The sequence below is a fragment of the Amycolatopsis echigonensis genome (assembly GCF_002846615.1).
In the GTDB taxonomy this organism is placed as follows: Bacteria; Actinomycetota; Actinomycetes; order Mycobacteriales; family Pseudonocardiaceae; genus Amycolatopsis; species Amycolatopsis echigonensis.
On the sequence record NZ_PJMY01000003.1, the window covers coordinates 5591449 to 5617136 of the forward strand.

The window sequence follows — 25688 nt, forward strand, 5'->3', positions numbered from 1 at the left end:
CGCGCGCCCCTCGAGCGACGGTTCTGGACGTGCTGACGAGCACCCGCGACGGCAGACGTCTCGCTGTCTGCGACGTCAACGGCGACCGGGACAACCCGGTCACCGTGTTCTGGAAGGCGCTGGATTCCCGGCAAGGCAGGCAGACAGTTTCACCGCTGGACTCGCGATCGCTGACCCGGGCCGAAGGCCGGCCGCACCTCTCCCGGCGTGCGGCACCAGGCCGTAACGTTGAGCGGACACGCTGTTTCGCGCCGGTCATCCACTGGGGGCGGCGCGGGAGGCGTTGGCGGGCAACGATCCAGGCGGTCGCAGCGTGGTCGCGAAGAAGTCGCGTTGATCGGGCTGCAGGTACCGGTCCGCGGCACCGGGGATTCCGGGCAGAAGCTTCACCGGTCCGTGGCCGGGCAGATCAGGACGATAGCTGTCGAAGGTGACCATCGGCGAGTGGATGTCGAGTTCCATGCCCTGCTGGATGCCGGCCTGGGTCATCGCGGCGGCGAGCGTGGTCAGGGTCAGTCCGTTGCCCGCGACGTAGATCAGGTTGCCGTCCCGGTCGGTGCCGAGTCCGGAGCGCCAGGTGTACTGGTACTGGTTGGAGGCGCTGCCCCAGGCTCCGGCGGGGTTGCGGTCCAGAGCGGGGACCGGACTGCCGTGGTCGACGACCAGATCGAGATTCTGCCGGACCGCGGCGACCTGGCGGCCCGGAGAGGGGTCGTGTCCCCATTGGACGATCGCGACGCGTCCGCTGTCGTCGATTACCGCCGAAGCCTTTCCTGCTCGCAGCGGGGCAAGCGTGGCGCCGTCGAGATAGACGCCGCCGCGGCTGTCTTTCATTTTGAACCCTGAATTGAAGACGGCGACGAGGGAGTCGCGCAGCGCGGCGGGAACGGCGTTGGGCCCGGGACCTTGGGGGTCTTTGGTGCCGGCGAAGAGCTGGGTGCGCACCAGGTTCTGGTCGAGCCAGGCGACTCCCGCGACGACGCTGGCGTGCCGCGGATCCGGCTGGATGAACGTAGTGTACTCGGCTGTCTGACCGCCGGCGCGAGCCCCGGCGACCCAGACGCCTTCGCCTGCCGGTGCGCCCGGGCTCGGCCGGAGCGGAGCAGGCCGCGGCCCGGCGGCCGCGACGCGGGAACCGGCAGGTGCGGGCAGATCGGACGAACGCGGCATCGCGTTGGCGGGCGGATGCCGGGTGTACCACCAATTTTCGACCGTGTTGACCACGCCGCCGAGACCTAGGTCGCGCAGCCAATCGACGGTGCGGACCGCGAAACTGGCGTCGCCGGGGTAGGTGAGGGCGCGGACGTAGCTGCCGGCCGGGTAGGCCAGCAGCGCGACGACGAGAATCAGCGCGATGCGGAGCCTCCGGCGCGGTCGTCGGCGGGGAGATCCGGTCAGAGTGGGCACAGCCGCCATGACCCAACGCTAGATTCGCTCAGGTGTGCGGCCAGGCAGCGGAACGTTAGGAAACGGGAAAACGCATTCGGGTTCAGCTGTCGCGTATCGCGAAATCACCATAAAGTTAACGCGCGGCAAAATCGTGCGCGGCCGAATGCCGGGATCGCGTCGCGATAAACTGTTCCGCATGGCCGGGATCCTGCTCGTGGAAGACGACGAAGCGATCGGCGAAATGCTGCGCACCAGCCTGGCTCAGCACGGCCACGAGGTCGCCTGGGTCACCGAGGGGCGGGCCGCGGTGCGCGCGGGGGCGCGGCAGAACTGGGATCTCGCGTTGCTGGACCTGGGCCTGCCCGACCTCGACGGCACGGAAGTGTGCCGCGAGCTGCGCGCGCAGTGCCCGGGGTCGGTGATCGTGGTCCTGACCGCGCGGGGGCAGGAGATGGACGTCATCGTGGGGCTCGAGGCCGGCGCGGACGACTATCTGGTCAAGCCGGTTCCGCTCGGCGAACTGCACGCGCGGCTGCGGGCGCATCTGCGGCGCGTCGGCGGCCAAGCGCCGCCTGACCTTTCCCTGGGAAGATTGCGGATCGACGCCGTCGCGCGGCGGGTGACCGTGGACGGAACTGAAATAGCCTTGCGAGCCAAGGAGTTCGAGCTGCTGCTGCGGCTGGCCGCGGTCGCGGGCCAGGCGGTCAGCCGGGAAGAACTGATGGCGGACGTGTGGGACGCGCATTGGTTCGGGTCGACCAAGACGCTCGACGTGCACATCGCCGCCCTCCGCCGCAAACTCGCCGACGCGGGGGGCAGCAGCGAGATGCCGGAGATCGTGACCTTGCGGCGGCACGGCTACCGGCTCGAAGCCCCGGCGGGCTGAACGCGTGCGGCGGCGGATCGCGGTCGGCACCATGCTCGCCGCACTCGTGGCGATCTGCCTTTTCGGGGTGCCGCTCGCGGTGGCAGCGACGCGGTACTTCACCGCTACCGAACGAGCCGAGCTCGAACGTGCGGCCGAGGGGTATGCGCTGGAAGTGTCGGCGGACGTCCTGCGCAACCGTGCGCCGGACCCGTCGGCGGCAGGCGAGGATCCGACCGAACTCGCCGTCTACCGCGCCTCCGGGAGCCTGCTGGCCGGAAGCGGCCCGGCGGCGCTGGACCCCGCTGACCGCGACGTGCGGCCGGACGAGGTCCGCGCGGCGGACGATCCGGACAACCTCGTCGCGATCATCCCGATCGCCGAGGACGGGACGGTCGTGGGACTGGTGCGGGCCGCGACTCCGCGCACCGAGCTTTTCCAGCGCACGGTCGCCGTGTGGGCCGGCATGGCCGGCCTGGCGGCGGTCGCTCTGTTGTCGGCCTATCTGGTCGCCCGGCGGCAAAGCCGGCGGCTGGCCCGCCCGCTCGAGTCGCTGTCGGAGGCGGCGACCCGGCTCGGCGACGGCGATCTGACCGCGCGCGCCGGACGGTCCGGGATCGCGGAGATCGATTCGGTGGGGGAGTCCCTCGACTCGACCGCGGCCCGGCTGGATGACCTCCTCGCCCGGGAACGGGCCTTCACCGCGGACGCGTCCCACCAGCTTCGTACGCCGCTGGCCGCGATGCGGCTCCAGATCGAGGTCGCTCTGGAGGACCCGGACAGCAACGGCCGCGAAGCGGCCGAGGCGAATCTGCGCGCGCTCGACCGGCTGGACCGGACCGTCACCGATCTGCTGGCCTTGGCTCGGGACACGCCCCCGGTACGCGACGCGGCGGCGGCGCACCTCCAACTGTCCGAGATCGAACGCGAGTGGACTCCCGTGCTCCGCCGCCGAGGACGCGAGCTGACGGTGACGGTCGAACGGGGCGTCGCCGACAGCCCGGTCTCCGAGGCGGTGCTGCGCCAAGTGCTGTCGGTGCTGCTCGACAACGCCGCCCGGCACGGAAGCGGCGCTGTGACCGTCGTGGCACGGGACGCCGGCGGCGCGTTCGCGGTCGACGTCGGCGACGAAGGCCCTGGAATTCCCGCCGGAGCGGACATCTTCCGCCGACGTTCGCCAGGCGCGCGGGGCACCGGCATCGGGCTGGCTCTCGCCCGTCGTCTGGCCGAGGCCGAAGGGGGCCGCCTTCGGGTGAAGCAGCCGATTCCGGCGATCTTCACGCTGTTGCTGCCGCTGCGGCGCTGAACGGAGGGCTGTCCGATCCCCGAAGATCGCGAGCGGCCGGTAAAACTTCGGCTAACTCGGCTGCGCCCGCCGATTTTCCGGCGCATTCTTGCCGAGTGGATCGTTCCGGCGGCAGGTACCGGCTGCGCGCGTTCGCGCGGCTGCTCCGGCCGGCGGTCCGCGGCGGGCCGCTCGTGCGGTGGTCGGACCGCCTCGAGGCTTGGGTGCTGATCGTCCTCGGGGCGGTCGTCGCCGTCTCGTCGGCGGCCGGGATCTGGTTCGCCGCCGCGATTGTCCACTCCGGAACCGGCGGCTCGGGCCACGCGGTGACTGCTTTCGTGCACCCGGATCAGCGCCCGGCGGCCGAGGCAGGCGCCGCCGGTTTTCCGCTGCTGCGACGGTATCGCGTCAGCTGGCATGCGCCAGACGGCTCGCTTCGCGAGGCCGACCTCCCGCTTCGATCGGGTTCGCCCGCTGCCGCCACCACCCGGATCTGGGTGGACGGCCGCGGCGACCGCGTCGCGGCGCCTGACGATCCCGCGCACGCGCTGGTCGTCGCGATCGCGTTCGCCGCGGGCTGGGAAGCCAGCACGCTCATCCTGCTGGCCGGTCTGTACCGGTCGGTCCGGGGGCTGCTCGACGCCGGACGGCACCGAACGTGGGCACGGCAATGGGCGCGCCTCGACGACGCGAGAAACTCTTCGTGACACAAACGAGCGCTTCTCGCGCTCGCCGCCGAGTCCGGGTCGTATCGTGCGATCGGCCGTGACCCGCACGGTCGCGGATGGCGGTGAGGGGCCCCATGGACCGGACACGGCGCGGCGGGACCGACTGGGCGGGATGGCTGCGGCGGTGGGACGCGCAGCAGGAGGGCTATGTCGACCGCCGCGAAGCACGGTTCAGCGCGATGCTCGACGTGGCGGCGCGGCTGCTTCCCGCGTCGTTCGTCGCACTGGACCTTGCTTGCGGGCCGGGGTCGATGAGCCAGCGGCTGCTCGCCCGGTTCCCCGAAGCGCGGGTCCTCGCCGTGGACATCGATCCGGTGATGCTGGAGGTCGGGCGAGGGGCTCTCGGCTCCGGTGGCGGGCGGTTGCGCTGGATCGAGGCGGATCTGGCGTCCTCGGAGTGGCTGAGCCTGCTCGGCGGCGCGCGGGTGGACGCGGCGTTCAGTTCGACGGCGTTGCATTGGCTGGAGCCGGCCGCGCTGACCCGCCTTTACCGTGATCTGTCGCGGGTTTTGCCGCCCGGCGGCCTGTTCCTCAACGGCGACCATCTGCCGTTCGGCCCCGAGCTGCCCACCTTCGCCGGCCTCAGCGAACGCGCCTTGGCCGAGCAGTGGTCGGACTCCGAGTTCGCGGCGCGGGGGATCGAGACCGCGGAGCAATGGTGGGAGGCATTCGCGGCGGACCCGGCTGCCGCGCCGCTGCTGGCGAAGCGGAAGGCACGGTTCGCCGGCAAGCGGCGGCCGGAGACGCGGCTCGATCTCGACGCGCACGTCGCGGCACTTCGTGACGCTGGATTCCGCGAGGCGGGCACGATCTGGCAGGAACTGTCCAATCGTGTGCTGCTGGCGGTGCGGTAGCCGGCTTCACCCAGTGCCAGGAACTCAAGCCGCCGTGGGCCTGGGACCCGGGAGCGGAAGCCGGGACCACAAGACACGGTCACCTGGCGACAAATCGGGTATTTCGATGCCATTGGCGTCCTTTGCAGACGGTCAGCGGGCCGAGGCCTCGGGGCTTGAGTTCGCGGCATCGGGAGCCCGCAGCGTCCGGCGAGCAACCTGACCGAACCAGCTGAGCTGGGAACACGCCGGAAGCGCGTCCACTTCGCAGCCCTGGGTTCCTGGCATTTGAGCCTGAACGCAGCTCTGCCGCCCTCGTGCCTTGTGCAGGAGGAATGCGGCCTGTCCTGGTCGAGAATGCGGCAACCCCGGTTTGACCTGGGCAATCGTGACGCCCGACGATCAGCAAGCGTGTCTGGTCGTCTGGTCTATCGGCTCCTTGTCCACGTACTGTCCTGGCTTGCCCTGTTCGCTCGGTCATCGGCGTCGAAAGACGTGGAGATCCTCGCATTACGGCACGAGGTCGCTGTGCTGCGACGGAACAATCCGAGGCCTCGCCTGTCCTGGCCGGATCGCGCGGTCCTGGCCGCGCTTGCCCGGATGCTTCCCAAGACGCTCCGCGCCCACCGGATTGTCACGCCTGCAACGTTGTTACGCTGGCACCGCAGGCTGATCACCGCGCGGTGGCGGCAGCCGAAGCCGCCGGGTCGGCCACCGATCAGTGACGAGATCACCGCGCTGATCGCGCGCCTGGCGACGGAGAACCGGACCTGGGGCGTGGTCCGCATCCAAGGCGAGCTGCGTCGGCTCGGACACCGCGTCGCTGCCTCCACCATCCGCCGGATCCTACGCAACCGCCGGATCCCGCCACCGTCCCGTCGCGGCGACACGTGGCGGACGTTCCTGCGCGCCCAGGCCGACGGTCTGCTCGCGGTCGACTTCTTCCACGTCGACACCGTGGTCCTGAAGCGCCTGTACGCGGCTTTCGTGATCGAGCACCGCACCCGCCGGGTCCACCTGCTCGGCGTCACCGACCACCCGACCGGAGCCTGGGCAACCCAAATGGCCCGCAACCTAGCCACGGATCTTGACGGTGCCGGACGCCGGTTCACCCACCTGATCCGCGACCGAGACGCCAAGTTCACCGCCGCATTCGACGCGGTGTTCGCCTCGATCGGCGTCGACGTCGTGCGCACCGCGCCGCAGACGCCGCGGATGAACGCGATCGCCGAACGGTGGATCTCCGCCGTCCGCCGCGAGTGCACCGACCGGATGCTCATCACCGGCCGCCGCCACCTCCACCACGTGCTCGACACCTACGTCGAGCACTACAACACCGGCCGCAGCCACCAAGGTCAGGGCGTTGAGCTACGCGCGCCCGATGACGACCCGAAGGTGATCCCATTGCCCACCCCGCCGATCCGGATCACACGCAGGCGACGCCTCGGAGGACTGCTCAGCGAGTACCGACCCGCCGCCTAAAACACAGGTCACAGCCGGTGGCAGCGTTTTCGACCAGGACAAGCCGGGTGAGGCCGCAGTCGCTCCACTCGTCGTCGGCTCCGGTCGCAAGACTGGCGAGGATGCGCCCGCCGAGCCGGGAAGGGCCGACGCCGTCGCCTGAGTAGCCGGTGCCTACGAAGACGCGGGGATTGTCAGGCAGCGCGGTGAAGAACGGCAAGGACGTCAGTGAGTACTCGACCGGTGCCCGCCACGACGATATCGCCAGACCGGACAGCTGCGGGAATGAACGCTCGAAGTGGCGGCCAAGCAGCGCCAGATGGGGCACCGGGCCGAACATCGAACTCGCGCCGCGGTCGCGAAACCCGAGGCCGACCCCGCCCTTGCCGAAGAGCAGGCGACCGTCGTCAGTCGTCCGCCAGTAGTTGAGCAGGCGCCGGGAGTCCGAGGCACCGGTGCCCTCCCCTGCAGCTGTTCGGAGTTCGGGGGGAAGCGGTTCGGTGACGAAGTTGTCGCTTGCCGTCATCACCAGGTGCCGGCGGACCCACGGCAGGCTCGACGCCCAGGCGTTGATCGCCAGGACTACCCGGTCCGCGGTCACCACACCACCATCGGTCCGCACCCGGACCGGGCCGGTTCCCTCGATGGCTCGGACCGGGCTCTGTTCGTAGACATCCACACCCAGGTCGGCGGCGGCGCGGCGGAGTCCTCGTGCCAACGCGGCGGGCTGCAGCACTGCGGCGGAGGGATCGAAGGCACCTCCGCGAGCCGGAGAGCCAGCCAGTTCGGCGGCCCGCTCGCGCGAGACCTCGTGCAAGGGAGCCCCGGGCACGTCCGCCAGCGCATCGAGGGTGTCCATCCAGGCGTCGTCCTGGTCCGGGGCGGTCGCAGTCCAGAGCCAGCCGCACCGCCGGATTGACGCGTCAATGGCGTGCGCCCCGGCGAAGGCGATGACGTCCTCGACCGCTTCAGCGGATGCACGGGCCAGGCGCGCACCTTCGTCCGCGCCTGCATGCGCCACTAACGCCGGGTATTTCGGCCAAAGGTTCATCAGGAACCCGGCGTTCGTCCCGCTGGCCCCGCTTCCGCACAATTGCGCCTCGACGACGGCAACGGAGATGCCAGGGTCGCGTTGCTTGAGTTCGATGGCGGTCCACAACCCGGTGTATCCGCCGCCCACGATGCAGACGTCCGCTCGGATCCGGCTCTGGAGCGCCGGACTGCGGTCGTCGTCCTCTCGCAGGGCGTGAGCGAGCCAGTGGCTGGACTGGCTCGCCGCTGTGGGCAGGCTGTTCAGTCGCATCGGTCAACCTTCCCGACCGTGGCCAACGACGTCAGGAGATCGTCGGCCCACTGCGGTTCGTAGGCGACGAACCGCGGGACCCCTCCGTCGGCGGGCGGGGCTGTCCAGTGGTAGTCGACGCCCGGGTTATGCAGCCCGGCAAGATCTTCCGCGGTGAACAGGTGGGGACTGCCCTGGATCTCCGGGCGCCGTGCCGTTCGCCAGTGTTCGTGCACTTCGCGCATCCCGGATCCCTGGCTCAGCGCACGGTCGAGTGCGTCTTGGTTCACGGACTGGCATTCAGCGGCGACGGCGATGATTTCGGAGTGAACGCTGATGCAGCGCTGGTCGGTATAGAACGCGCGGCGAAGGGCCGCGTCCAGCTCGTCGCTGGCGGCCATGCCTCCAACATGCTCCGCCTTGGCGGCCTGGACTGCGGCCATCGCGGGCAGAGTGGTGACCGGATAGGCGTGCTCGTGCGACGTCCACGGCCGCCAACCCAGCTCTGGCCGGAGTCCTGCGATCGCGATGACCTCGGCGTCGATGACCGGTTTCGGCGTCCCTCGCCTGTTGAACAGCTCCAGCGGAAATGCCCGGTGGTCGACGACGAGCGGGATGTCGCGCCGGCTGGCTGCCGTGTGCAGGGTGTCCAGGGCGAGAGACGCCCACGGGCAGCCGATGTCCGACCAAACCGTGACGACCCGCGGTGACGGATGGCGGAGCGGTTCACTCATCAGGCAAGTGTGTTCGACCCTGCTGCCGGAGCTCTTACAGCGAATGGGACAGAACGGCGCGCCGGTTTGTCGTACCGCGACAAAGCACGGAGGTTCGGACGTCGAGGTGATCACCACCGCACCATCCGCCCTGACCTGGTTGTCGTATCGGGAGCACCGCGGGTAAGCCCTTGCAAGGTTCCGTAGATGTTCCTGCCGTTGTGCTTCGCACATACTGGGACAGCGTCTGGAGCGGGCACCGGTGCGCTCGGCGGGGAGGGAGCACCAGATGAGTACCGACAGCGCGCCCCGGCAGGCTTTCTGGTGTGCAGCCGGAAAGCCGGGTCGTTGCCCGCCCAGGGATACGGCATGTTGCGGCCGATCGCCGTTCCGCTCACGGGCGTGACGGGCAGCAGCACCTGGCTGGCCGTCACGTTCGCGGCGCGTCGGCAGCGCGCCGACGACCTGACCCGAGTTGCTCGGACGGCAATCGCGCCATGATGTTCAACCTGTGTACGGCGATTGCCGGCCAGGCCGGCCACCGAGGCGAAGGAGCTCTCATGACCTACGACACGATTGTGATCGGAGCGGGTTTCGCCGGGCTCCGAGCTGCACGTGAACTGAGCGCGGCCGGACAGACTGTCCTTCTGCTCGAGGGCGGCGATCGTGTCGGCGGACGGGCCTTCATGCGGCCATCGGCGACTTCGCCTTCCTTGTTCGTCGAGGCAGGCGGCGCCTACATCTCACGGCACCACCATCCCCGCGTGGCTGCGGCGATCGACGGGTACGGGCTCGGTACTGAACCGGCCGCGCCGGCAACCGTGTTCCGCAACAGGCTGGGCCCCGGGAACCACGACTCGGCGTTTCCGATCCCGATCGAGGAGGCCGTCGAAGCCGAGGCGGCCCTGTATCAGATCCTCCACGACGCCCACCGCATCGACGCCGAGGCTGGTTTGGACCGCCAGGGCCTGGACGACTTGGACATCTCGCTGCTGGAATACGTCGATGCACTGAGGCTTCCTCCAGTCACGCGCCAGCTCGTGCTGTCGTGGGGCTGGAACATGATGGGCCAGCCGCCTGCCGAAGCTTCGGCTTTGTGGGCACTGCAGTTCGTTGCTGCGCACGGGCACAGTCTGCTCAGCGTCGTGCTATCGATCGACGAAGTCCTGGCCGAAGGAACCTCGGCGCTGGCAGCTGCGATGGCCGCCGACGTGCCTGATCTACGGTTGAACGCTTTTGTCAACGCGGTCAGGCAGCGATCGGAGGGCGTGGAGGTGATCGTTGACGGAGACGAGGTCCTCGCAGCGCACGACGTCGTGGTCGCGACGCCCTTGAACACGTGGCGGAACCTCGATTTCGATCCTCCGTTGCCGTCCGCACGGGCCGCATTGGTGGCGGAGGGCCACGGGTGCCGCGGGCTGAAGCTGCTCATCGAGGTCAAAGGTGCGCCGGCGGGGATTTCATGCACAGGCGACGGAGTCTTCCCGACCCTGTACGACTACCTGGCCACCAAGGACGGTGGGCGGATTCTCGTGGCGTTCACCGACTCGAGCTCGATCGATCCCGCGGACGCCGTGGCCGTCGAAGCCGCGGTGCACCACTATCTGCCGGACGTGACGGTGGTCGGGGTCGACTACCACGACTGGGCGAACGACCCGCTGTTCCTCGGCCCGTGGGTGTCGCCGCGAGTCGGGCAGTTCAGCAGGGTCCACAAGGCGCTGGGGGATAAGCACGGCGCAGTGCACTTCGCGGGCTCCGACGTTTCGTTGCGCTTCCCGGGGTACATCGAGGGGGCGTTCGAGACAGCGGACCGGGTGGTGGCCGAAATCCTTGCCGCGTCGTCATCACCGGAGACGGCGAAACCGGCCTGAGCACATGAAGCGGGACCTCGGGGACCAGCTGGCGCCGCTGGTCGGCAGCCGTGGGAGGAACAGAGGACAAGGTGAGCCTGACCGTCGACTCCTTGGTGGAGAATCCGCTCATTCGCACCCGCATCGTCGCGGGGAAAAGTGGCGGTGGCCGGGTCGTTGCCTGGGCGCACACCTGTGAGTTGCGCGACCCCTGGAACTGGCTCGGAAGCGGCGACCTCTTGCTGACGGACGGCTACGGGTTCCCGGCGGAACCCGCGCGGCAGATCGAGTTCATCGACAACCTCGCGCGGGTGGGAATTGCCGGACTGGTTCTCGCCGAGGGCTTCGTCGCGCCGACGCTCAGCCAGTCGGCGAGGGACGCGGCAGAGGAACGCGCGTTCCCGGTGCTCAGCACCGAACGCAGCGTTCCGTTCGTCACGATCGCCCGGCTGGTCGCCGACAGCAACAGCGGTCGGTCCGGCGCGCGGCTGACCTGCGTGCTGCGCCTGTACGACGTCTTGCGCCGTTCCCACCTCCGCGACCGAGACGCGGTCAACCTGCTCGACGACCTCGCGCGAGAGGTCAACGCAGAGTTGCACGTCATCGACGTCGTACGAGGTCGTGAGCTCATGCCGACCCGGGAGCCGATGGCTGAGAACCTGCGCGCTGCCGTACTGGCCAAGGTCAAAGAGCACGCCGGCATGCTTCCAGCGTTCAGCCGGGTGTCGACGAAAAACCTGGAAGCTCTCGTGTTACCGGTCGGCCGCCATGACACCACCGCACTCGTTGCCCGCGCTACGCCTGCCGACGATCTGCCTGACCCCGTGTTGGCGCAGCACGTGGCGATGATCGCCGAAATGGACGTCGAACGTCGATGTGCCAAGGCGTTGCGTACCCGGGAGCGCCGCAGCGCGCTGGCCAGACGGCTCGTGGACGGCGCACTCGCGCCCGAAGCTGCCGTCTCCCAACTCGAGTTCTTGGGTCTGGGCACCGGCCCGTGGCGAGTCGCCATGTGGGAGGCCGTGGCACGAGAGGATGCGGCCGGCCTCGAAGCGGAGCTTGTGGCGCTGGAAGTTCCGAATCTCTACCTTGCGAGCGGCGATGCCCACCTGCTCGTTCTACGGGAAGATGCTTCGCCGGATGCCTTGCAGTCATCGCTGTCGCCCTGGCCGGCAAGGGTCGGCCTCAGCCAGCCGGTCCTGTCGTCCACGCGATTTCCCGATGCTTTCCGAGAGGCGAAGTGGGCTCTCGAAGGTGCGCGCGCGTTGCAGATCGACCTGTCAGTGTATGGAACGCACAGCTCGCATTTCCTGCCTCGCACGGTCGCGGAAGGCGAAGCTGCCGTGTCCAGATTGCTCGGCCCGATCATGGAATACGATGCCAAAAACGACACGCAGCTCCTGCAAACACTCAAGGTCTTCTTCGAGGTCAACCGGTCCTGGCAGGAGGGTGCGAAGCGACTCGGAATACACAAGCAAACGCTGGCCTATCGCATGAAGAAAGTTGAGGAGCTGACTGCCGCGGATCTGCGGGACTTCGGGTGCCAGGCAGAACTGTTCTTCGCGATACGGACGTGGTCCCTTCTTCAACTGGGGTGACCTGGGACGAAATCCGGGCTGTTCGGTGTCAAGCTCACGTTCAGGATGCCGAGCCAGCCGACTGGGGAAGCTGGTCTTGGCCCCACAGGCCAGCGGACCGCTCAGCCAGTTCGACGACATTGCTCAGCAACATGGCCCGCGTCATCGGCCCGACGCCACCCGTCGCGCGCGTCCACTTCCCGGCCACGTGCTCGACGTCAGGATGGACATCGCCCAGAACGCCCTCGACGGTGCGGGTGATACCCACCGACAGGACAGTCGCCCCCGGTTTGATCCAGTGGGGCTTGACCAGGTGCGCAACGCCTGCCGCGGCGATCACCACATCCGCGACCCTGGTGTGCGCGGCGACATCCACGGTCGCCTCGTGGCAGAGAGTGACGGTCGCGTGTTCGGTCGGCCTGGTCAGCATCAACCCGAGCGGCCTGCCCACCGTCGTCCCGCATCCGATCACACAGAATTGCTTGCCGGTGATCGGCACCTGGTCGCGCCGAAGGAGTTCGAGAATTCCTCGGGGCGTGCACGGCAACGTGCCGGGCCTGCCAAGCAGCAAACGACCGAGGTTGGTCGGATGAAGACCGTCTGCATCCTTGTCGGGATCTATCGCCTCCAGCACCACACGCATGTCGATGTGCGACGGCAGCGGCAGCTGGACGAGGAAGCCCGAACACTCCCGATCCTCGTTGAGACGAGCGACCTCGGCAAGCACCTGTTCTTGAGTCGTGTCGACGGGCAGCTCGACCTGGATGGACTGCATCCCGACTTGCGCGCAATCCCGATGTTTTCCCGCGACGTAGGCACGCGAAGCGGGATCGTCGCCGACGAGGATCGTTCCGAGACCAGGACGCTGACCCATGCCGGCGAGCCGATCGATCCGCCCTGCCAGCTCGCATTTGACCTCCTGCGCGGCAAGACTCCCGTTGATCACAGCCGCTGAATGTCGCACTGGGTTGCCCTTTCGTCCGCGTCCGACCTGAGTGAAACATCGCGAAAGAAGACTGTCCGAGGCCGACTGCGACCGGTACTGGCCGATCGCACGACATACGCGGCAGCACTGCATCGATCGTCCGAATCGCGGGCCTCGCGTGGCGGATGAGGTAGCCGGCGCCTTTCACCCTGATCGATCGAACAGGTGCAATGGGCCTGTTCGATCGATCGTCGCATGGAGAGGCGGCAACGCGACCAGCAAAGTGGTGTCCAAGGGAGGGCGGATTTCATGGGACTCAGGTTGCCCGCGCGGGCACAGGTCGTCATCGTCGGCGGCGGCATCGTCGGCGCCAGCACCGCGTACCATCTCGCGCGCCGCGGCTGGACCGACGTGGTCGTACTGGAGAAGAACACAGTGACGTCCGGCACCACGTGGCACGCGGCCGGCCTCGTGACCCAGGCACGCGGGACGTACGGCACGCGCGCGATCGTGCGACGCAGCCTCGAGATCTTTAAGTCCCTTGAAGAGGACACGGGGTTCTCGACCGGCTTCGTCGAGACCGGCACGCTCAACATCGCGACGTCTGCGGCTCGCATCGATGAGTTGCGCCACCAGGCCAGCGTCGTTCGCAGCAACGGGATCGAAGCGGAATTGCTCGACGTCGAGCAGACGATCCGGGTCCATCCGCTGCTGAATCCCGACGGGCTGCACGGAAGTCTCCACTTCCCGCGAGACGGCCGAGGAACCGCGACCGACACGACGATGTCGCTGGTTCGGGGAGCGACGCGCCGCGGCGTGCAGGTACTGGAAGGCATCTCGGCCGTCGACGTGCTCACGTCTCACGACCGGGTCGTGGGCGTCCGTACGGCGCAGGGAGACATCGAGGTGGAGTACGTAGTCAACGCGACCGGACTGTGGGGGCGGGAATTCGGCGCCAAAGCGGGTGTGGAAGTGCCGCTGCAGGCATTGGCGCACTACTACGTCGTCACCGACCTGATTCCGGACTTGCCGCGAAACCTGCCGACGGTCAAAAGCGGCGACGAGTACGCGTACGTGAAGGACGAAGCCGGCGGGCTGATGGTCGGGTTCTTCGAGCCGGGAAGCTACGCCTGGGGCAGCCAGGGAATCCCGGCGGACAAAGGATTCGTGCAGCTGCCCGAGGACTGGGATCACCTCGGCCCTTACTACGAGAAGCTGATCCACCGGATGCCCGTCCTCAAGGACGCGGGAATCCGCCTCCACTTCTGCGGCCCGGAAAGCTTCACCCCGGACGGCCAGTACCATCTGGGCGAAGCCCCGAACCTGCGCAACTACTTCGTCGCCGCCGGGTTCAACTCCGTAGGCTTCCTGTCGGGACCGGGTGCCGGCTCGGTGCTGGCCGATCGGATCGTGGACGGCCGCAGTCCGGTCGACCTGCCCGAAACCGACTTGGGCCGGGTGCAGCGGCACGAGACGAATCGGCGGTTTCTCGAACAACGAGCGCTCGAATCACTGGATCTGGCCTACGAAATCCATTGGCCGTTCCAACAGCGCACCAGCGCCCGCCCTTTGCGGATCAGCCCGTTGCACGGCAAGACCGCGGCGGCGGGTGCGGTTTTCGGCGAGCTGTGCGGCTGGGAGCGGGCGAACTGGTACGCGCCGTCCGATGCGGAGCGACGCTACGAATACACCTTCGAGCGGCAAAACTGGTTCGAGCACTCGGCGGCCGAACATCGCGCCGTCCGGGAACGCGTCGGCGTGATCGACACTTCCTCCTTTGGGAAGCTGCTGGTCCAAGGACGGGACGCGGTGCGTGTGCTGCAGCGGCTGTCGGTGAACGATGTCGATACCCGAACCGGGCGGATCACATACACACAGTGGCTCAACGAGCATGGCGGGATCGAAGCGGACGTCACCGTGACCCGGCTCGACGAGGACCGGTTCCTCGTGCTCTCCGGACCCGCGACGGTCAACCGGGACCTGGCCCACCTGCGGCGGCACCTCACCGATCAAGACTTCTGCACCGTTGCCGACGTAAGCGGGACCATGGCGATGCTCGCGGTCATGGGCCCGGACTCCCGTCGGCTCCTCCGGCAGGTGACGGACGCCGACTTGTCATCGGAAGCATTCCCGTTCGGCGCATCGGCCGAAATCGACCTCGGCCTCGGCTTCGTGCGCGCAACGCGCGTGACGTACGTCGGCGAGCTCGGATGGGAGCTGCTGATCCCCGCCGAAATCGCGCACCATGTCTGGGACGTGCTCTTCGAAGCCGGGCAGTCGTGCGGGATCAAGCCCGCCGGGTATCACGCGATGAACTCCCTGCGGCTGGAGAAGGGCTACCGCAGCTGGGGCCACGACATCTCGGCCGGCGACAACCCGCTGGAAGCAGGACTCGGTTTCGCCGTGAAGTGGGACAAGCCCGGTGGGTTCATCGGCAGGGAAGCCCTGGCACAGGCCAAAACGGCGGGAGTCTCGCGCCGGCTCGTCCAATTCACGCTGACCGAGTCCGACGCGCTCCTCTTCCACGACGAGCCGATCTTCCGGGACGGACATCTCGTCGGCCGCGTCGCGTCTGCTCAGTTCGGCCACACCTTGGGAGCCGCCGTGGCGCTCGGCTGGGTGAGTGCCCCCGAAGCCGTCGCCCGGACCTGGTTCGAGGAAGGGGACTACGAGATCGAGACAGGCAATCGCCGAGTGCGGGCGCGAGCGTCCTTGCGTCCCCTGTACGACCCGAAGTCGGAAAGGCCCAAGTCGTGACAAGTGAAATCGTGTTGACGTTGTCCTGCGCCGATCGGCCGGGGATTGTCGCGGCGGTCGCCGGATTCCTCGCCGACCGAGGGTTCACCATCCGAGACAGCCAGCAGTTCGGGGATGAAGCTACCGGTCTGTTCTTCATGCGGGTCCACGCCGCGGAGGGCGCACCCGTCGATCTCTCGTCGCTGCGCTCGGAATTCGGCTCCGTGTCTGATCCGTTGGACATGACTTGGGCAATTCACGACCCCGGTCACCGTCACCGGCTGCTCGTCATGGTGTCCAAACAGGGCCACTGCCTCAATGATCTGCTGCACCGGGTCCGGACGGGTTCGCTGCGTGCGGAGATCGTTGCCGTGGTGTCCAATCATGAGGATCTGCGACCATTGGTGGACTGGCACGGGATCCCGTTCCACCACGTTCCGGTGGCACCGGACACGAAACAGCGGGCGGAGGACGAGCTGCGGAAGCTCGTGACCGCATACTCTGCGGAGACTGTGGTCCTCGCTCGCTATATGCAGATCCTGTCCGACAGCCTCTGCCGGGAACTGCGCGGGCGTGCCATCAACATCCACCACAGTCTCCTCCCCAGCTTCAAGGGCGCCCGACCGTACTTCCAAGCTCACGCTCGGGGCGTCAAGGTAGTCGGCGCGACAGCCCACTACGTGACGTCGGATCTCGACGAAGGACCGATCATCGAGCAGGGGTTCGCGCCCGCCGATCACAGTCATTCCGCGGCTGCTCTGACGGAGATCGGCAAAGACTTGGAAGCTTTGGCGCTGGCACGCGCCGTGGCAGCGCATGCGGAGCACCGGGTGATGATCAATGGAAACAAGACGGTGGTCTTTCGGCGGTAGGAGGCTTCGCGGAGAGCCGGCTGCCGGGAGATCCGGCGTGACCAGCTTCCAGCGCACGGCCGACTTCGCGCGCCGAGCGCCAACCTGACCACCCGAACGTTAGGGACGACCATGACGATGACACACCTCGAAGATGCCGTGACGACGCAACTTCCCGCGTCTACGCCGAAATCCACCAGCCTGAGCGACCAACGTGAGGCTACCCTCCCCGTCTGGTCCGCAGGCACCGTCGAAACCGGGGTGTGGGAGTGCGAGCCGGGTGTATTTACCACCGCCCGGAACGGTTCCCACGAGATCTGCCAGATCTTGGCCGGTTCCGCCACTCTCACGGGCGAGGACGGGCAAGTTGTCCGCCTGGTCCCCGGTTCCATCGTCGTACTGCCCGACGGGTGGAAGGGCAGTTGGCGCGTCCACGAGAGCCTTCGCAAGACGTATGTGATCGTCCACGTCAGCCGGGACGACGCCGACAATGTCCGATTGGCGGCAAAAAGGCTCCCGTGAGCGAACTCTCCGACGTGTGTGACTTTCTTGCCGCCGAAGGTGCCTGGTCGCGACGCCGGCGGCATCTCAACAGGATCCAGGCTGATCCGGCCCATGGCCCCGTATTTTTCCGACCTGCCCTGCCGCTCGCCGGGATGAAGCGTTGCAAAGACCCATCGACGCGGCAGCAGCTTACCTGAAATAAGCATGATGTGCACAAAGGAGCTTCTTCGGTTGTCATTGTCGGTCAGAGCGCAATCTCTCCAGGTGCGGCACAGTGAATCAGCCGAACCCGACAGGAGGGCGCCGTGAAGCTACCCGCGCTGCGGTACGTCGCACCGCGAACCATCGAACAGGCGTGTGCCCTGCTCGACGCAGACGATGACGCCAAGATCGTCGCTGGTGGCCAGAGCCTGATGCCGCTGCTGGCCATCCGGCTCGCCATCCCGTCGACGCTGGTCGATATCGGACGGATACCAGGCCTGGACCGGATCGAGGAAGCGGGCGACTATCTGCGTGTCGGGGCGATGGTCACGCACGAGAGGGTGATTACGTCGCCCCTTGTGCGCGAGCGGTTGCCGCTGATGATCGAAGCAGGGCGCAACATCGCGCACGTCCAGATCCGGTCGCGGGGCACCATCGGCGGCTCGATCGTGCACGGCGACAACGCGGGCGAGTGGCCGCTTGCGCTGTTGACCCTGGGCGGCGCGGTCGAGGTGCAGAGCGTGCGGGGACGCCGGACGATTCCGGCCGAAGAGCTCTTCCTCGGCCCTTACATGACAAGTATCCGGCCGGACGAGATCCTCACCGACGTGTGGTTGCCGACCCACGCCCGTGGTTGGAGCTTCCACGAGGTGGCGCGCAGGGCGGGCGACTACGGCCTGGCGCTGGTCGGCGTGCGCCTCGAGTTCAACGCCAATACGTGCACTGCGGCGACGATCACCGTGGGCGCGGCGGTAGGGACTCTCCAGCGTGTGACGGCCGCCGAGGAGGCCGTCATCGGGTCCGATGTGGACAGAGATGCCGCCAGATCGGCCGGCGAGGCAGCAGCTGCCTCGTTGTCCTTCATTTCGGACATCCACGGATCCCGTGAGTACCGCGCTCATCTCGTCGCTGGACTTGTCGAGCGCGCCGTAGCAGACGCAGGAGGTCGTCGATGACCACGAAAGCCCAACCCGCCGAGCATCTCGACGTGACGATTCGCGTCAACGGGCGGGAGACCACAACCAGGGTCGCCGCACGGGACAGCCTGGCCGATCACCTCCGAGATCAACTCGGGCTGACCGGCACGAAACTGGGCTGCGAGCACGGAGTGTGCGGAGCATGCACCGTGCTGCTCGATGACAAGCCGGTGCGGTCATGTCTGATGCTGGCAGCACAGGCGGACGGCCACGAGCTGCGCACGGTGGAGGGCCTGGCCGGACGAAGCTCGCTGTCTCCGCTGCAGGAGTCGTTCCGTCGGCAGCACGCGTTGCAGTGCGGCTTCTGTACGGCCGGGTTCCTGATGTCGGCGACGGCACTTCTGGAGCACAATCCGCGGCCTACCAGAGAGGAAGTCGTGGACGGGCTGTCCGGTTGCCTGTGTCGTTGCACCGGTTACGAAAAGATCGTCGAAGCTGTTCTGGACGCGGCGCACGGCAACGCGAACGAGGTCGGCCAATGACCGCAGCTGACCAGACGAACCAGGTGAACGGGCCGCACTCGAAGACACCGCAGGTCGCGGCACGGGCCGTGGGGGCGCGCGTACAACGGCATGAAGACCCTCGGCTGCTGACCGGCCGCGGGCAGTATCTCGCCGATGTGCGGCTGCCCGGAAAGTTGCACGCGGCCTTCGTGCGCAGCCCGGTTGCTCATGCCCGGATCACCGGAATCGACACCAGCGCAGCTTCCGGTCTTCCCGGCGTCCACCTCGTATGGACCGGTGCCGATGCGGCCCGGTTCTGCAGCGGTGTCGAAGGCGTCCTCAACGTCGAGGGCTGCGTTCCGACTGTCATGCCCCTCATGGCCACCGACGTCGTACGGTATGTCGGCGAGTCGGTGGCGGTCGTTGTCGCCGACAGCCGTGCAGTGGCCGAAGATGCCGCCGATCTGGTCTCCCTCGACTTCGACGAGCTGCCGGTCGTCGTCGACCCACTGACGGCCCGCAAAGGAGGCCCGGCCGCCAACGAGCAGCTGAGCGACAACATCGGCCTGCTCGGAGGAGCGACGTTCGGCGACGTCGATACCGCATTCGACGAGGCACACCGAGTCGTGGAGGCGACTTACTACACCGGTCGGCTGGCGGCATTGCCCATGGAGACCCGCGGATGTATCGCCGACTACGACTGGACAAGCCAGAACCTCCGGGTCTGGACGTCGAGCCAGGTGCCGCACTACGTGCGGTACTGCCTGACTGCCTACCTGGAGTTCCCCGAACACCGGGTCGAGGTGCTGACCCCCGACACCGGAGGCGGGTTCGGGCAGAAAGCGCACCTGTACCCGGAGGAACTGATCATCCCGCTGCTCGCACGTGAACTGGGATCGCCGGTCTCCTGGGTCGAGGACCGCCGCGAGAACCTCATGGCGGCGACCCACGCGCACGAGCAGTTCGTCACGATCGCCTACGCCCTCGACGAGCAGGCGCGGATCTCCGCCGTGAGAACCCACGCTCTCGGAGACGGCGGTGCCTACCATTCGGTGCCCTGGTCCATGGCCGTCGAGCCCTGGTGCGCGGCGGCCGTCACGCCGACCGGCGTCTACGACATTCCCGCGACAACCTACGTGTACGAGGCGACTGCTACCAACAAGTGCCCGGTCGGCGCCTACCGCGGAGTCGGATACATGGCCGGGACGCTTGCTCGGGAGGCGCTGGCCGACGAGGCGGCACGGGCGTGCGGCATGTCGCCGTTCGAGTTCCGGCGCCAGAACGTGGTCAAGGGATTTCCCTGGGTCAATCCACAGGGAATCTGCTTTGACGAAGGAAGCTGGCTCGAGACCATCAACATGCTGGAGAAGATGGTCGACTATCCGGCGTTCCTCGCCCGGCAAGCCGAGGCCAGGGAACGGGGCCGCTACCTCGGCCTCGGGTTGAGCGTCTTCGTGGAAAGCAGCGGTGAGAGCACGGCCATGGGAGCCGTTCACGGCCTCCCCGACGTCTATCACGACACCGCGACCGTCCGGATGGATCCCAACGGATGCGCCACCGTCACCATCGGACTGACGACGCAGGGCCAGGGAAACCGGACGACGATGGCCCAGGTCGCCGCGGACATGCTCGGAATCCCGTACGAGAACGTCACTGTGCGGGCAGGCGAGTCGACTTCGCACGCGTACGGCAGCGGAACCCTCGGCAGCCGGGGCGCGGTGGTAGCCGGCGGTGCCGTGAGCAGCGCCGCCCACGTACTGAGGGAGAAGATCATCGCTGTCGCCGCATCGATGCTCGAGGCCTCCCCGGACGACATCCAGCTGGAGGACGGCAGCGCACGTGTCGCGGGCGTACCGGACGCCTCCGTCAGTGTGACCGACATCTGCACGTCCATCTATTTCGACTCCACTGTCTGGCCGGATGGATTCGACCCGGCGATGGAAGCCACGGCTGCCTACGATCCGTCCCGGCCGATGTTCTCCAACGGCGGCCACGCGGTGATCGTCGAGGTGGACGCGTTCACGGGCTTCGTCAAGGTGGAGAAGGTCTACTCCGTGGAGGACGCCGGCACCATCATCAATCCCGACATCGTCGACGGCCAGATTCGCGGCGGGGTGGTCCAGGGAATCGGCGCGGCGCTCTTCGAGAGGCTTGTCTACGACGGCGACGGCCAGTTGCAAACCACCACGCTGCTCGACTACCAGGTCCCGACCATGGACGTCTCGCCTCCGTTCGAGATCGCCCATCTGTGCTCGCCCTCCGCGCACACCGCCTATGGCGTCAAGGGTATGGGCGAATCTGGGCTCATCGCAGCCCCGGCAGCGGTCCTCAATGCCGTGAACGACGCATTGACGCCCTTCGCCGCCATCATCCGAGAACTGCCCGCCACCCCTGAGCGCATCTTCGACGCGATCAGGAAATCCCGTGAACAGCCGAAAGCGCAGTCGGTCAGTTGAGCAGTCGCCTTGACGCTGAGGTCAAATGACCTCAGCGTCAAGCCGAGTGCTCCAGCAAGACCACGAAAATAGTCGAAACGATCAATTTGCGAGCCGTGCCGATCTTTTGTTAAACGTTTACCGGAAGCATCAACTCTTCCGGTGTTTTGCGGCACTGTAGTCGCTGCAATTTGATCATATGCAGACTGCGACAACTTCGTCCGAGGCTTTGTGAGGCTTCGCCGGTGGAATACCCATCCGCAGCGTCAATAGTTATCTCGGTCACTCGAAGCGGTCAGACGGTACCGCGACCGAGATGCAGAGAAGGAGAACCGGATGGATTCACCTCAAACCGGAGCGGAGACGTCTCCCTTGACAGGCGCCGTTGACGGCGGCCAGGACGGTCTCGAAGGCCTCGAGCGCGGCACGTTGAGCATGGGCAAGGCCATGGGACTCGCGATCGTGGTCTTCAGCCCAGTCCTGACTGCGGCCACCGTGGGTTCGTTCGTCGGCGGGGCCGCCGGCTCGTCCGGATGGCTGTCCGCGCTCGCTGGGGCCGTGGTCATGGCGTGCGTGGGGGTGGCCATTGTGCCGTTCGCCCGGCGGTTCGTGGTGTCGGGTGCGCTGTACTCGTACATCGGTCACGTTTTCGGTCGTTCCGCGAAGTTCGTGACCGGTGCCTCGCTCGCGGTCGGCTATGCGGTGGGAATGATGGTGATGCTCGGCGTCCTGGGCCTCTATGCCAGCAGCATGATGTCTTCGGTGTTCGGGTTCTCGGGCGCCACGTCGTTGCCCGGCCAAGTAGTCATCTACCTGGTGACGATTACGACGGCTGGCCTGCTGGCATTTCGCAGTCTCGACACCTCGGTGAAGATCAGCATTTGGCTGTTGATCCTGTCGGCTCCCGTTGTCGTTGTCGTGCTCGTCGCGAATCTGTTCACGCCGGGTTTCGACTTCGGCAGCCAGTTCACGTTCGGTGATTTCTCTATGGGCGGGTTCACTCTCGGTCTCGTTCTCTGCGCAACATTCTTCGTCGGGTTCGAGGCCAGCGCGGCCACCGCCCTGGAGACCGCGGACCCCATGCGCACCGTGCCGCGCTTGATGATCAGGGTCCCGTTGATCGTGGGTGGCATCGCGGTCCTGGCATCGCTGCTGTCGGTGCCTTCGCTCGGCGCGATCGGGGACCAGATCGCCGCGGGCGAATCGCCGATTTCGGCTATGGCACAGAAGTCCGGGCTGGGTTTTCTCGCGCCAGTCGCCGATGTTGCGCTGGTTCTCAGTTCCTACGCCATCGTAGTCGGTTTCCTGAACTACGCCTCCCGCGTGTGGGCCACGATGGCCAGCGAAGGGCTGTTGCCGGCGAGCATCGGACGCGTCCATCGCCGGACTCACACTCCGGCGGCCGCGATCCTCACGATCGGGATTGTGGCGTTGGTCTTTCCCATCGTCTTGAGCGCGGTGACGAAGGCGACGCCGTTCGAGGTGTATCAGTATCTCGCGACGTTGTTCCCCTACTTGTGGGTGCTGCCGTACGTGTTGATCTGCATCGGCTCGATGGTGCTGCTGAGGCGTGCCGGCGAACTGACCGTGGCCAGGACGATCGCCTGCGTGGTCGGGGTCATCGGCATCGGAGGTTCGTATGTCAACTCGATCGTGAACCCGACCGGAACCCCGTTGGACTACATGACCTGGGTAGCTCCGGCGGCGATCGCCGCCATGATGCTCATCATGGCGGCACGGCAGCTGGTAGCACGTCGCAGCGATACCGGAAAAGAGGCGTGATGGTTTACGACACGATCGTTGTCGGTGCGGGATTCGCCGGTCTGCGCGCGGCGCGCGAACTTGCCGCGGCGGGTCAGTCCGTGCTTCTGCTCGAAGGGGGCGATCGGGTCGGTGGCCGCGCGTATCGCCGCCGATCGCGGACTTCCCCGTCGGTGTGGGTGGAACTCGGCGGCGCCTACATCTCACGGCACCACCATCCGCGCGTCGCAGCCGAGATCGACCGCTACAGCTTGCGGACCGAGCCGGCGGCACCGGCTACCGTATTCCAGAACAGGCTCGGTCCCGGTGGCCATAATTCGGCGTTCCCGATTCCCATCGAGGAGGCGGCCGAAGCCGAAGGCGGCTTGTATCGCCTGCTGCGCGACGCGCACCGGATCGACGTCGATGCCGGCTTGGATCGCCAGGGCCTCGACGACCTGGACATCCCGCTGCTCGACTACGTCGAGTCGCTGAAGCTGCCTCCCGTGACGCGCCAGCTCGTCTTGTCATGGAGCTGGAACATGCTGGGGCAACCTGTCTCCGAGGCGTCGGCGCTATGGGCCCTGCAGTTCATCGCCGCACACGGCTATAGCGTGTTAGGAATCGTGTTGTCCCTCGACGAGGTGCTTTCCGACGGCACCTCCGCGTGGGTCGAGGCGATGGCGGCCGACGTTCCTTCGATGCGGCTCGGTGCTGTCGTGAATGCGATCAGGCAACGACCGGAGGGAGCGGAGGTCGTGATCGACGGCGGCGAACTCCTCCACGCCCGCCACGTTGTCGTCGCCACGCCTCTCAACACTTGGCGCAACGTCGAGTTCGATCCGCCGTTGCCCGCCGGACCGGCCGCGGTGGTGAAGGACGGACACGGCTGCCGGGGGCTGAAGCTGCTGATCCAGGTGAGCAACGTGCCGGCCGGGATGTCCTGTACCGGCGACGGTGTACTGCCGACCCTCTACGACTACCTGCCCGCCGAAGACGGAGGCCGAATCCTGGTGGGGTTCACCGACTCCAGCTCGCTGGATCCTGCCGACGGCGAAGCCGTCGCTGCCGCGGTCAAGTACTACTTGCCCGAAGCCGTCGTGACGGGAGTGGACTACCACGATTGGTCTCGTGATCCGTTGTTTCTCGGTCCGTGGGTGTCGCCCAGGGTCGGCCAGTTCAGCAAGGTGCACAAGTCCCTGGCCGATCCGCACGGCGCAGTGCATTTCGCGGGATCCGATGTTTCGCTGCGCTTTCCGGGATACATAGAGGGTGCGCTGGAGACAGCGGATCAGGTCGTCGCGGAAATCCTCGGCCGGACCTGATTGTTTCGTGTATGAGAAAACGGGCCACCGCAACCGGGGGCCCGTTTTCTCATACACGATGAAAATGGCGTATCAGCTGTCCTCGTCACGCCGCTGCAAGGCGAGCTCGGTCGCCTCGACGATCTGCTGGTATCCAGTGCACCGGCACAGATTTCCCGAAATCGTCTCTCGGACCTGCTCGCGGCTCAAGGATGCCCCGCTGTCGTACACCGGTTTCAAGGTCATCAGGAAACCGGACGTGCAGAACCCGCACTGGAGCGCGTGGCATTCGGAGAACGCCTCCTGCAAGGGGTGCATATCGGACCCACTGGACTCCGCGAGGCTCTCCACCGTCTGAACCTCGCAGCCGTCGGTCTGGACGGCCAGCGTGGTGCACGACCGCACCGGCTCGCCGTCGAGCAAGACGGTGCACGACCCGCACACGCCGTGCTCACAGCCCACCCTGGTGCCGCGCAGGTGCAGGTCATGTCGGAGGAAGTCAGACAGAAGACGGCGCGGTTCGACCCGCTTTTCGTACGTCTGCCCGTTGACGACCACAGTGACGTCGTATCCGTTCACAGAGTGCTCCTCGCTCGGCTGGCAGCGGTGTTGACGGCCCGGCACACCATTGCCGTGATGATGTGCCGGCGGTACTCGGAGCCGCCGTGCAGCGTGGGCATCGGTTCGAGGTCCGCGCTGGCGAGATGCCCGGCCGTCTGCGCGTCCGACGACGTGACCGACGTGCCGACGAGGGCGGCTTCCGCCTCATCGCGCCGGGTCGCCGTGGCACCGCCGCCGAGTACGGTGATCCGTGCTCGGGTACAGATGCCTGCCTCGTCGAAGGTCAGCACGCTCGCCGCGCCGCCCACGGCGTAGTCGCCGTGGCGGCGGGCGAACTCGGTAAAGGCGCAACCTGTGCGCGCCGGCAACCTCGGAACCTCGACGTTCACGATCATTTCGTCCGGGTTCAGGGAACTGACGAGATGACCGACCGCCAGGTCTCCGACCGCGAGGTGACGGTCATGATCAGGTGATTTCACCGTCACCGTCGCGTCGAGGGCGAGCAGGACGACCGGCAGTTCCGCCGACGCATCGGCATGTGCCAGCGATCCGCCGATAGTCCCGCGATTGCGGATCTGCGGATGTGCTATCCAGCCCGCGGCCTCGCGGAGCAGCGGTATGTGTTTGGCGATCGTGGAGGACGTTTCGAGGCGATGGTGCCGGGTAAGCGCACCGATCCGGACAAAGTCGTCGTCAACGACGATGTCGGACAGTCTCGGGATTCGGTTGACGTCGACGAGCAACGAGGGGCGAGCCAGCCGGAAGTTCATCAGCGGTACGAGGCTCTGACCGCCGGCCAGGAGCTTCGCGTCTTCTCCCGCCTCGCGCAGGTGACTGACTGCGCTCTCCACGGAATCGGCGACGGCGTAGTCGAACGACGGCGGCTTCATAGCGGCGTCCCGATGGCCGAACTGTTCATGCATTCACTATGACTCGCTCGCAGCCGCTCACGCTCCACAATGCACGACAACGACCGTGCCGTCGTTGCGCACATCTGAGTATCGCCTGGCTGCTCGGTCCTGGCGTCG

General features: G+C 67.0%; 21 protein-coding genes. 15 read left to right on the forward strand and 6 right to left on the reverse strand.

Going from position 1 to position 25688, the window contains the following annotated elements:
* Positions 1 to 255 precede the first annotated feature (255 nt).
* On the reverse strand, positions 256 to 1416 hold the full coding sequence (locus ATK30_RS31565; RefSeq protein ID WP_101438573.1) for a phosphodiester glycosidase family protein: 1161 nt from the start codon (positions 1414 to 1416) through the stop codon (positions 256 to 258).
* A 169-nt stretch (positions 1417 to 1585) separates the two neighbouring features.
* Here ATK30_RS31565 and ATK30_RS31570 point away from each other — a divergent pair, with 169 nt between their 5' ends.
* The 5 genes from ATK30_RS31570 (at position 1586) to ATK30_RS46485 (ending at position 6582) form a co-directional block, all read left to right on the forward strand.
* Positions 1586 to 2275: a response regulator transcription factor gene (locus tag ATK30_RS31570; RefSeq protein WP_101438574.1), complete on the forward strand. Its 690-nt coding sequence runs from the start codon at positions 1586 to 1588 to the stop codon at positions 2273 to 2275.
* Between the two features lie 4 nt (positions 2276 to 2279).
* Entirely contained in the window at positions 2280 to 3560 is a 1281-nt protein-coding gene (locus ATK30_RS31575) for a sensor histidine kinase (protein WP_101438575.1), read from the forward strand.
* Positions 3561 to 3655: 95 nt separating this feature from the next.
* Positions 3656 to 4246 carry an Rv1733c family protein gene (locus ATK30_RS31580; RefSeq protein WP_101438576.1) on the forward strand — a complete coding sequence of 197 codons (591 nt, stop codon included), beginning with the start codon at positions 3656 to 3658 and terminating at the stop codon, positions 4244 to 4246.
* Between the two features lie 95 nt (positions 4247 to 4341).
* Entirely contained in the window at positions 4342 to 5121 is a 780-nt protein-coding gene (locus ATK30_RS31585) for a class I SAM-dependent methyltransferase (RefSeq protein ID WP_101438577.1), read from the forward strand.
* A 390-nt stretch (positions 5122 to 5511) separates the two neighbouring features.
* Positions 5512 to 6582: an integrase core domain-containing protein gene (locus tag ATK30_RS46485; RefSeq protein ID WP_101438578.1), complete on the forward strand. Its 1071-nt coding sequence runs from the start codon at positions 5512 to 5514 to the stop codon at positions 6580 to 6582.
* Here the strand turns inward: ATK30_RS46485 and ATK30_RS31595 are convergent.
* Positions 6557 to 7864, reverse strand: a complete 1308-nt coding sequence (locus tag ATK30_RS31595; protein ID WP_101438579.1) for an NAD(P)/FAD-dependent oxidoreductase — start codon at positions 7862 to 7864, stop codon at positions 6557 to 6559. The genes ATK30_RS46485 and ATK30_RS31595 overlap by 26 nt on opposite strands.
* Positions 7855 to 8577 (reverse strand): DsbA family oxidoreductase, encoded by a 723-nt coding sequence (locus ATK30_RS31600; protein WP_043829523.1) that lies wholly within the window; start codon positions 8575 to 8577, stop codon positions 7855 to 7857. Before ATK30_RS31600 ends, ATK30_RS31595 begins: the two co-directional genes overlap by 10 nt.
* A 305-nt stretch (positions 8578 to 8882) precedes the next feature.
* Between ATK30_RS31600 and ATK30_RS31605 the strand changes: the two genes are divergently transcribed.
* Both ATK30_RS31605 and ATK30_RS31610 read left to right on the forward strand, forming a co-directional pair.
* Positions 8883 to 10427 (forward strand): flavin monoamine oxidase family protein, encoded by a 1545-nt coding sequence (locus tag ATK30_RS31605; RefSeq protein ID WP_279630028.1) that lies wholly within the window; start codon positions 8883 to 8885, stop codon positions 10425 to 10427.
* Positions 10428 to 10498: 71 nt separating this feature from the next.
* Complete coding sequence (locus ATK30_RS31610; RefSeq protein ID WP_037817285.1) at positions 10499 to 12004, forward strand: PucR family transcriptional regulator; 1506 nt, start codon at positions 10499 to 10501, stop codon at positions 12002 to 12004.
* Between the two features lie 40 nt (positions 12005 to 12044).
* Here the strand turns inward: ATK30_RS31610 and ATK30_RS31615 are convergent, their stop codons facing one another.
* A complete protein-coding gene (locus ATK30_RS31615) occupies positions 12045 to 12947 on the reverse strand; it encodes a bifunctional methylenetetrahydrofolate dehydrogenase/methenyltetrahydrofolate cyclohydrolase (protein ID WP_051171849.1) in 903 nt (300 codons plus the stop codon).
* 270 nt (positions 12948 to 13217) lie between these two features.
* Between ATK30_RS31615 and ATK30_RS31620 the strand changes: the two genes are divergently transcribed.
* From ATK30_RS31620 to ATK30_RS31655, 8 genes are all read left to right on the forward strand, one after another.
* Positions 13218 to 15665, forward strand: coding sequence for a GcvT family protein (locus ATK30_RS31620; protein ID WP_037817287.1), 2448 nt, complete (start codon positions 13218 to 13220; stop codon positions 15663 to 15665).
* A complete protein-coding gene (gene purU / locus ATK30_RS45770) occupies positions 15662 to 16516 on the forward strand; it encodes a formyltetrahydrofolate deformylase (protein WP_037817289.1) in 855 nt (284 codons plus the stop codon). The genes ATK30_RS31620 and purU overlap by 4 nt, the downstream gene beginning before the upstream one ends.
* Positions 16517 to 16627: 111 nt before the next feature.
* Positions 16628 to 17017 (forward strand): cupin domain-containing protein, encoded by a 390-nt coding sequence (locus tag ATK30_RS31630; protein ID WP_063697534.1) that lies wholly within the window; start codon positions 16628 to 16630, stop codon positions 17015 to 17017.
* A gap of 287 nt (positions 17018 to 17304) precedes the next feature.
* Positions 17305 to 18156: an FAD binding domain-containing protein gene (locus tag ATK30_RS31635; RefSeq protein ID WP_037817292.1), complete on the forward strand. Its 852-nt coding sequence runs from the start codon at positions 17305 to 17307 to the stop codon at positions 18154 to 18156.
* Positions 18153 to 18659, forward strand: coding sequence for a (2Fe-2S)-binding protein (locus tag ATK30_RS31640; protein WP_037817294.1), 507 nt, complete (start codon positions 18153 to 18155; stop codon positions 18657 to 18659). Before ATK30_RS31635 ends, ATK30_RS31640 begins: the two co-directional genes overlap by 4 nt.
* Entirely contained in the window at positions 18656 to 21076 is a 2421-nt protein-coding gene (locus ATK30_RS31645; RefSeq protein WP_051171848.1) for a xanthine dehydrogenase family protein molybdopterin-binding subunit, read from the forward strand. The genes ATK30_RS31640 and ATK30_RS31645 overlap by 4 nt, the downstream gene beginning before the upstream one ends.
* Positions 21077 to 21502: 426 nt before the next feature.
* Positions 21503 to 22837 (forward strand): APC family permease, encoded by a 1335-nt coding sequence (locus tag ATK30_RS31650; protein WP_205673408.1) that lies wholly within the window; start codon positions 21503 to 21505, stop codon positions 22835 to 22837.
* Positions 22837 to 24120, forward strand: coding sequence for a flavin monoamine oxidase family protein (locus ATK30_RS31655; RefSeq protein WP_037817297.1), 1284 nt, complete (start codon positions 22837 to 22839; stop codon positions 24118 to 24120). Before ATK30_RS31650 ends, ATK30_RS31655 begins: the two co-directional genes overlap by 1 nt.
* Positions 24121 to 24192: 72 nt before the next feature.
* Here the strand turns inward: ATK30_RS31655 and ATK30_RS31660 are convergent, their stop codons facing one another.
* Together ATK30_RS31660 and ATK30_RS31665 are read right to left on the reverse strand one after the other, a co-directional pair.
* On the reverse strand, positions 24193 to 24678 hold the full coding sequence (locus ATK30_RS31660) for a (2Fe-2S)-binding protein (RefSeq protein WP_037817299.1): 486 nt from the start codon (positions 24676 to 24678) through the stop codon (positions 24193 to 24195).
* The gene (locus ATK30_RS31665; protein ID WP_205673407.1) at positions 24675 to 25583 is read right to left on the reverse strand and encodes an FAD binding domain-containing protein; all 909 of its coding nucleotides are present in this window, start codon (positions 25581 to 25583) and stop codon (positions 24675 to 24677) included. Before ATK30_RS31665 ends, ATK30_RS31660 begins: the two co-directional genes overlap by 4 nt.
* Positions 25584 to 25688 lie beyond the last annotated feature (105 nt).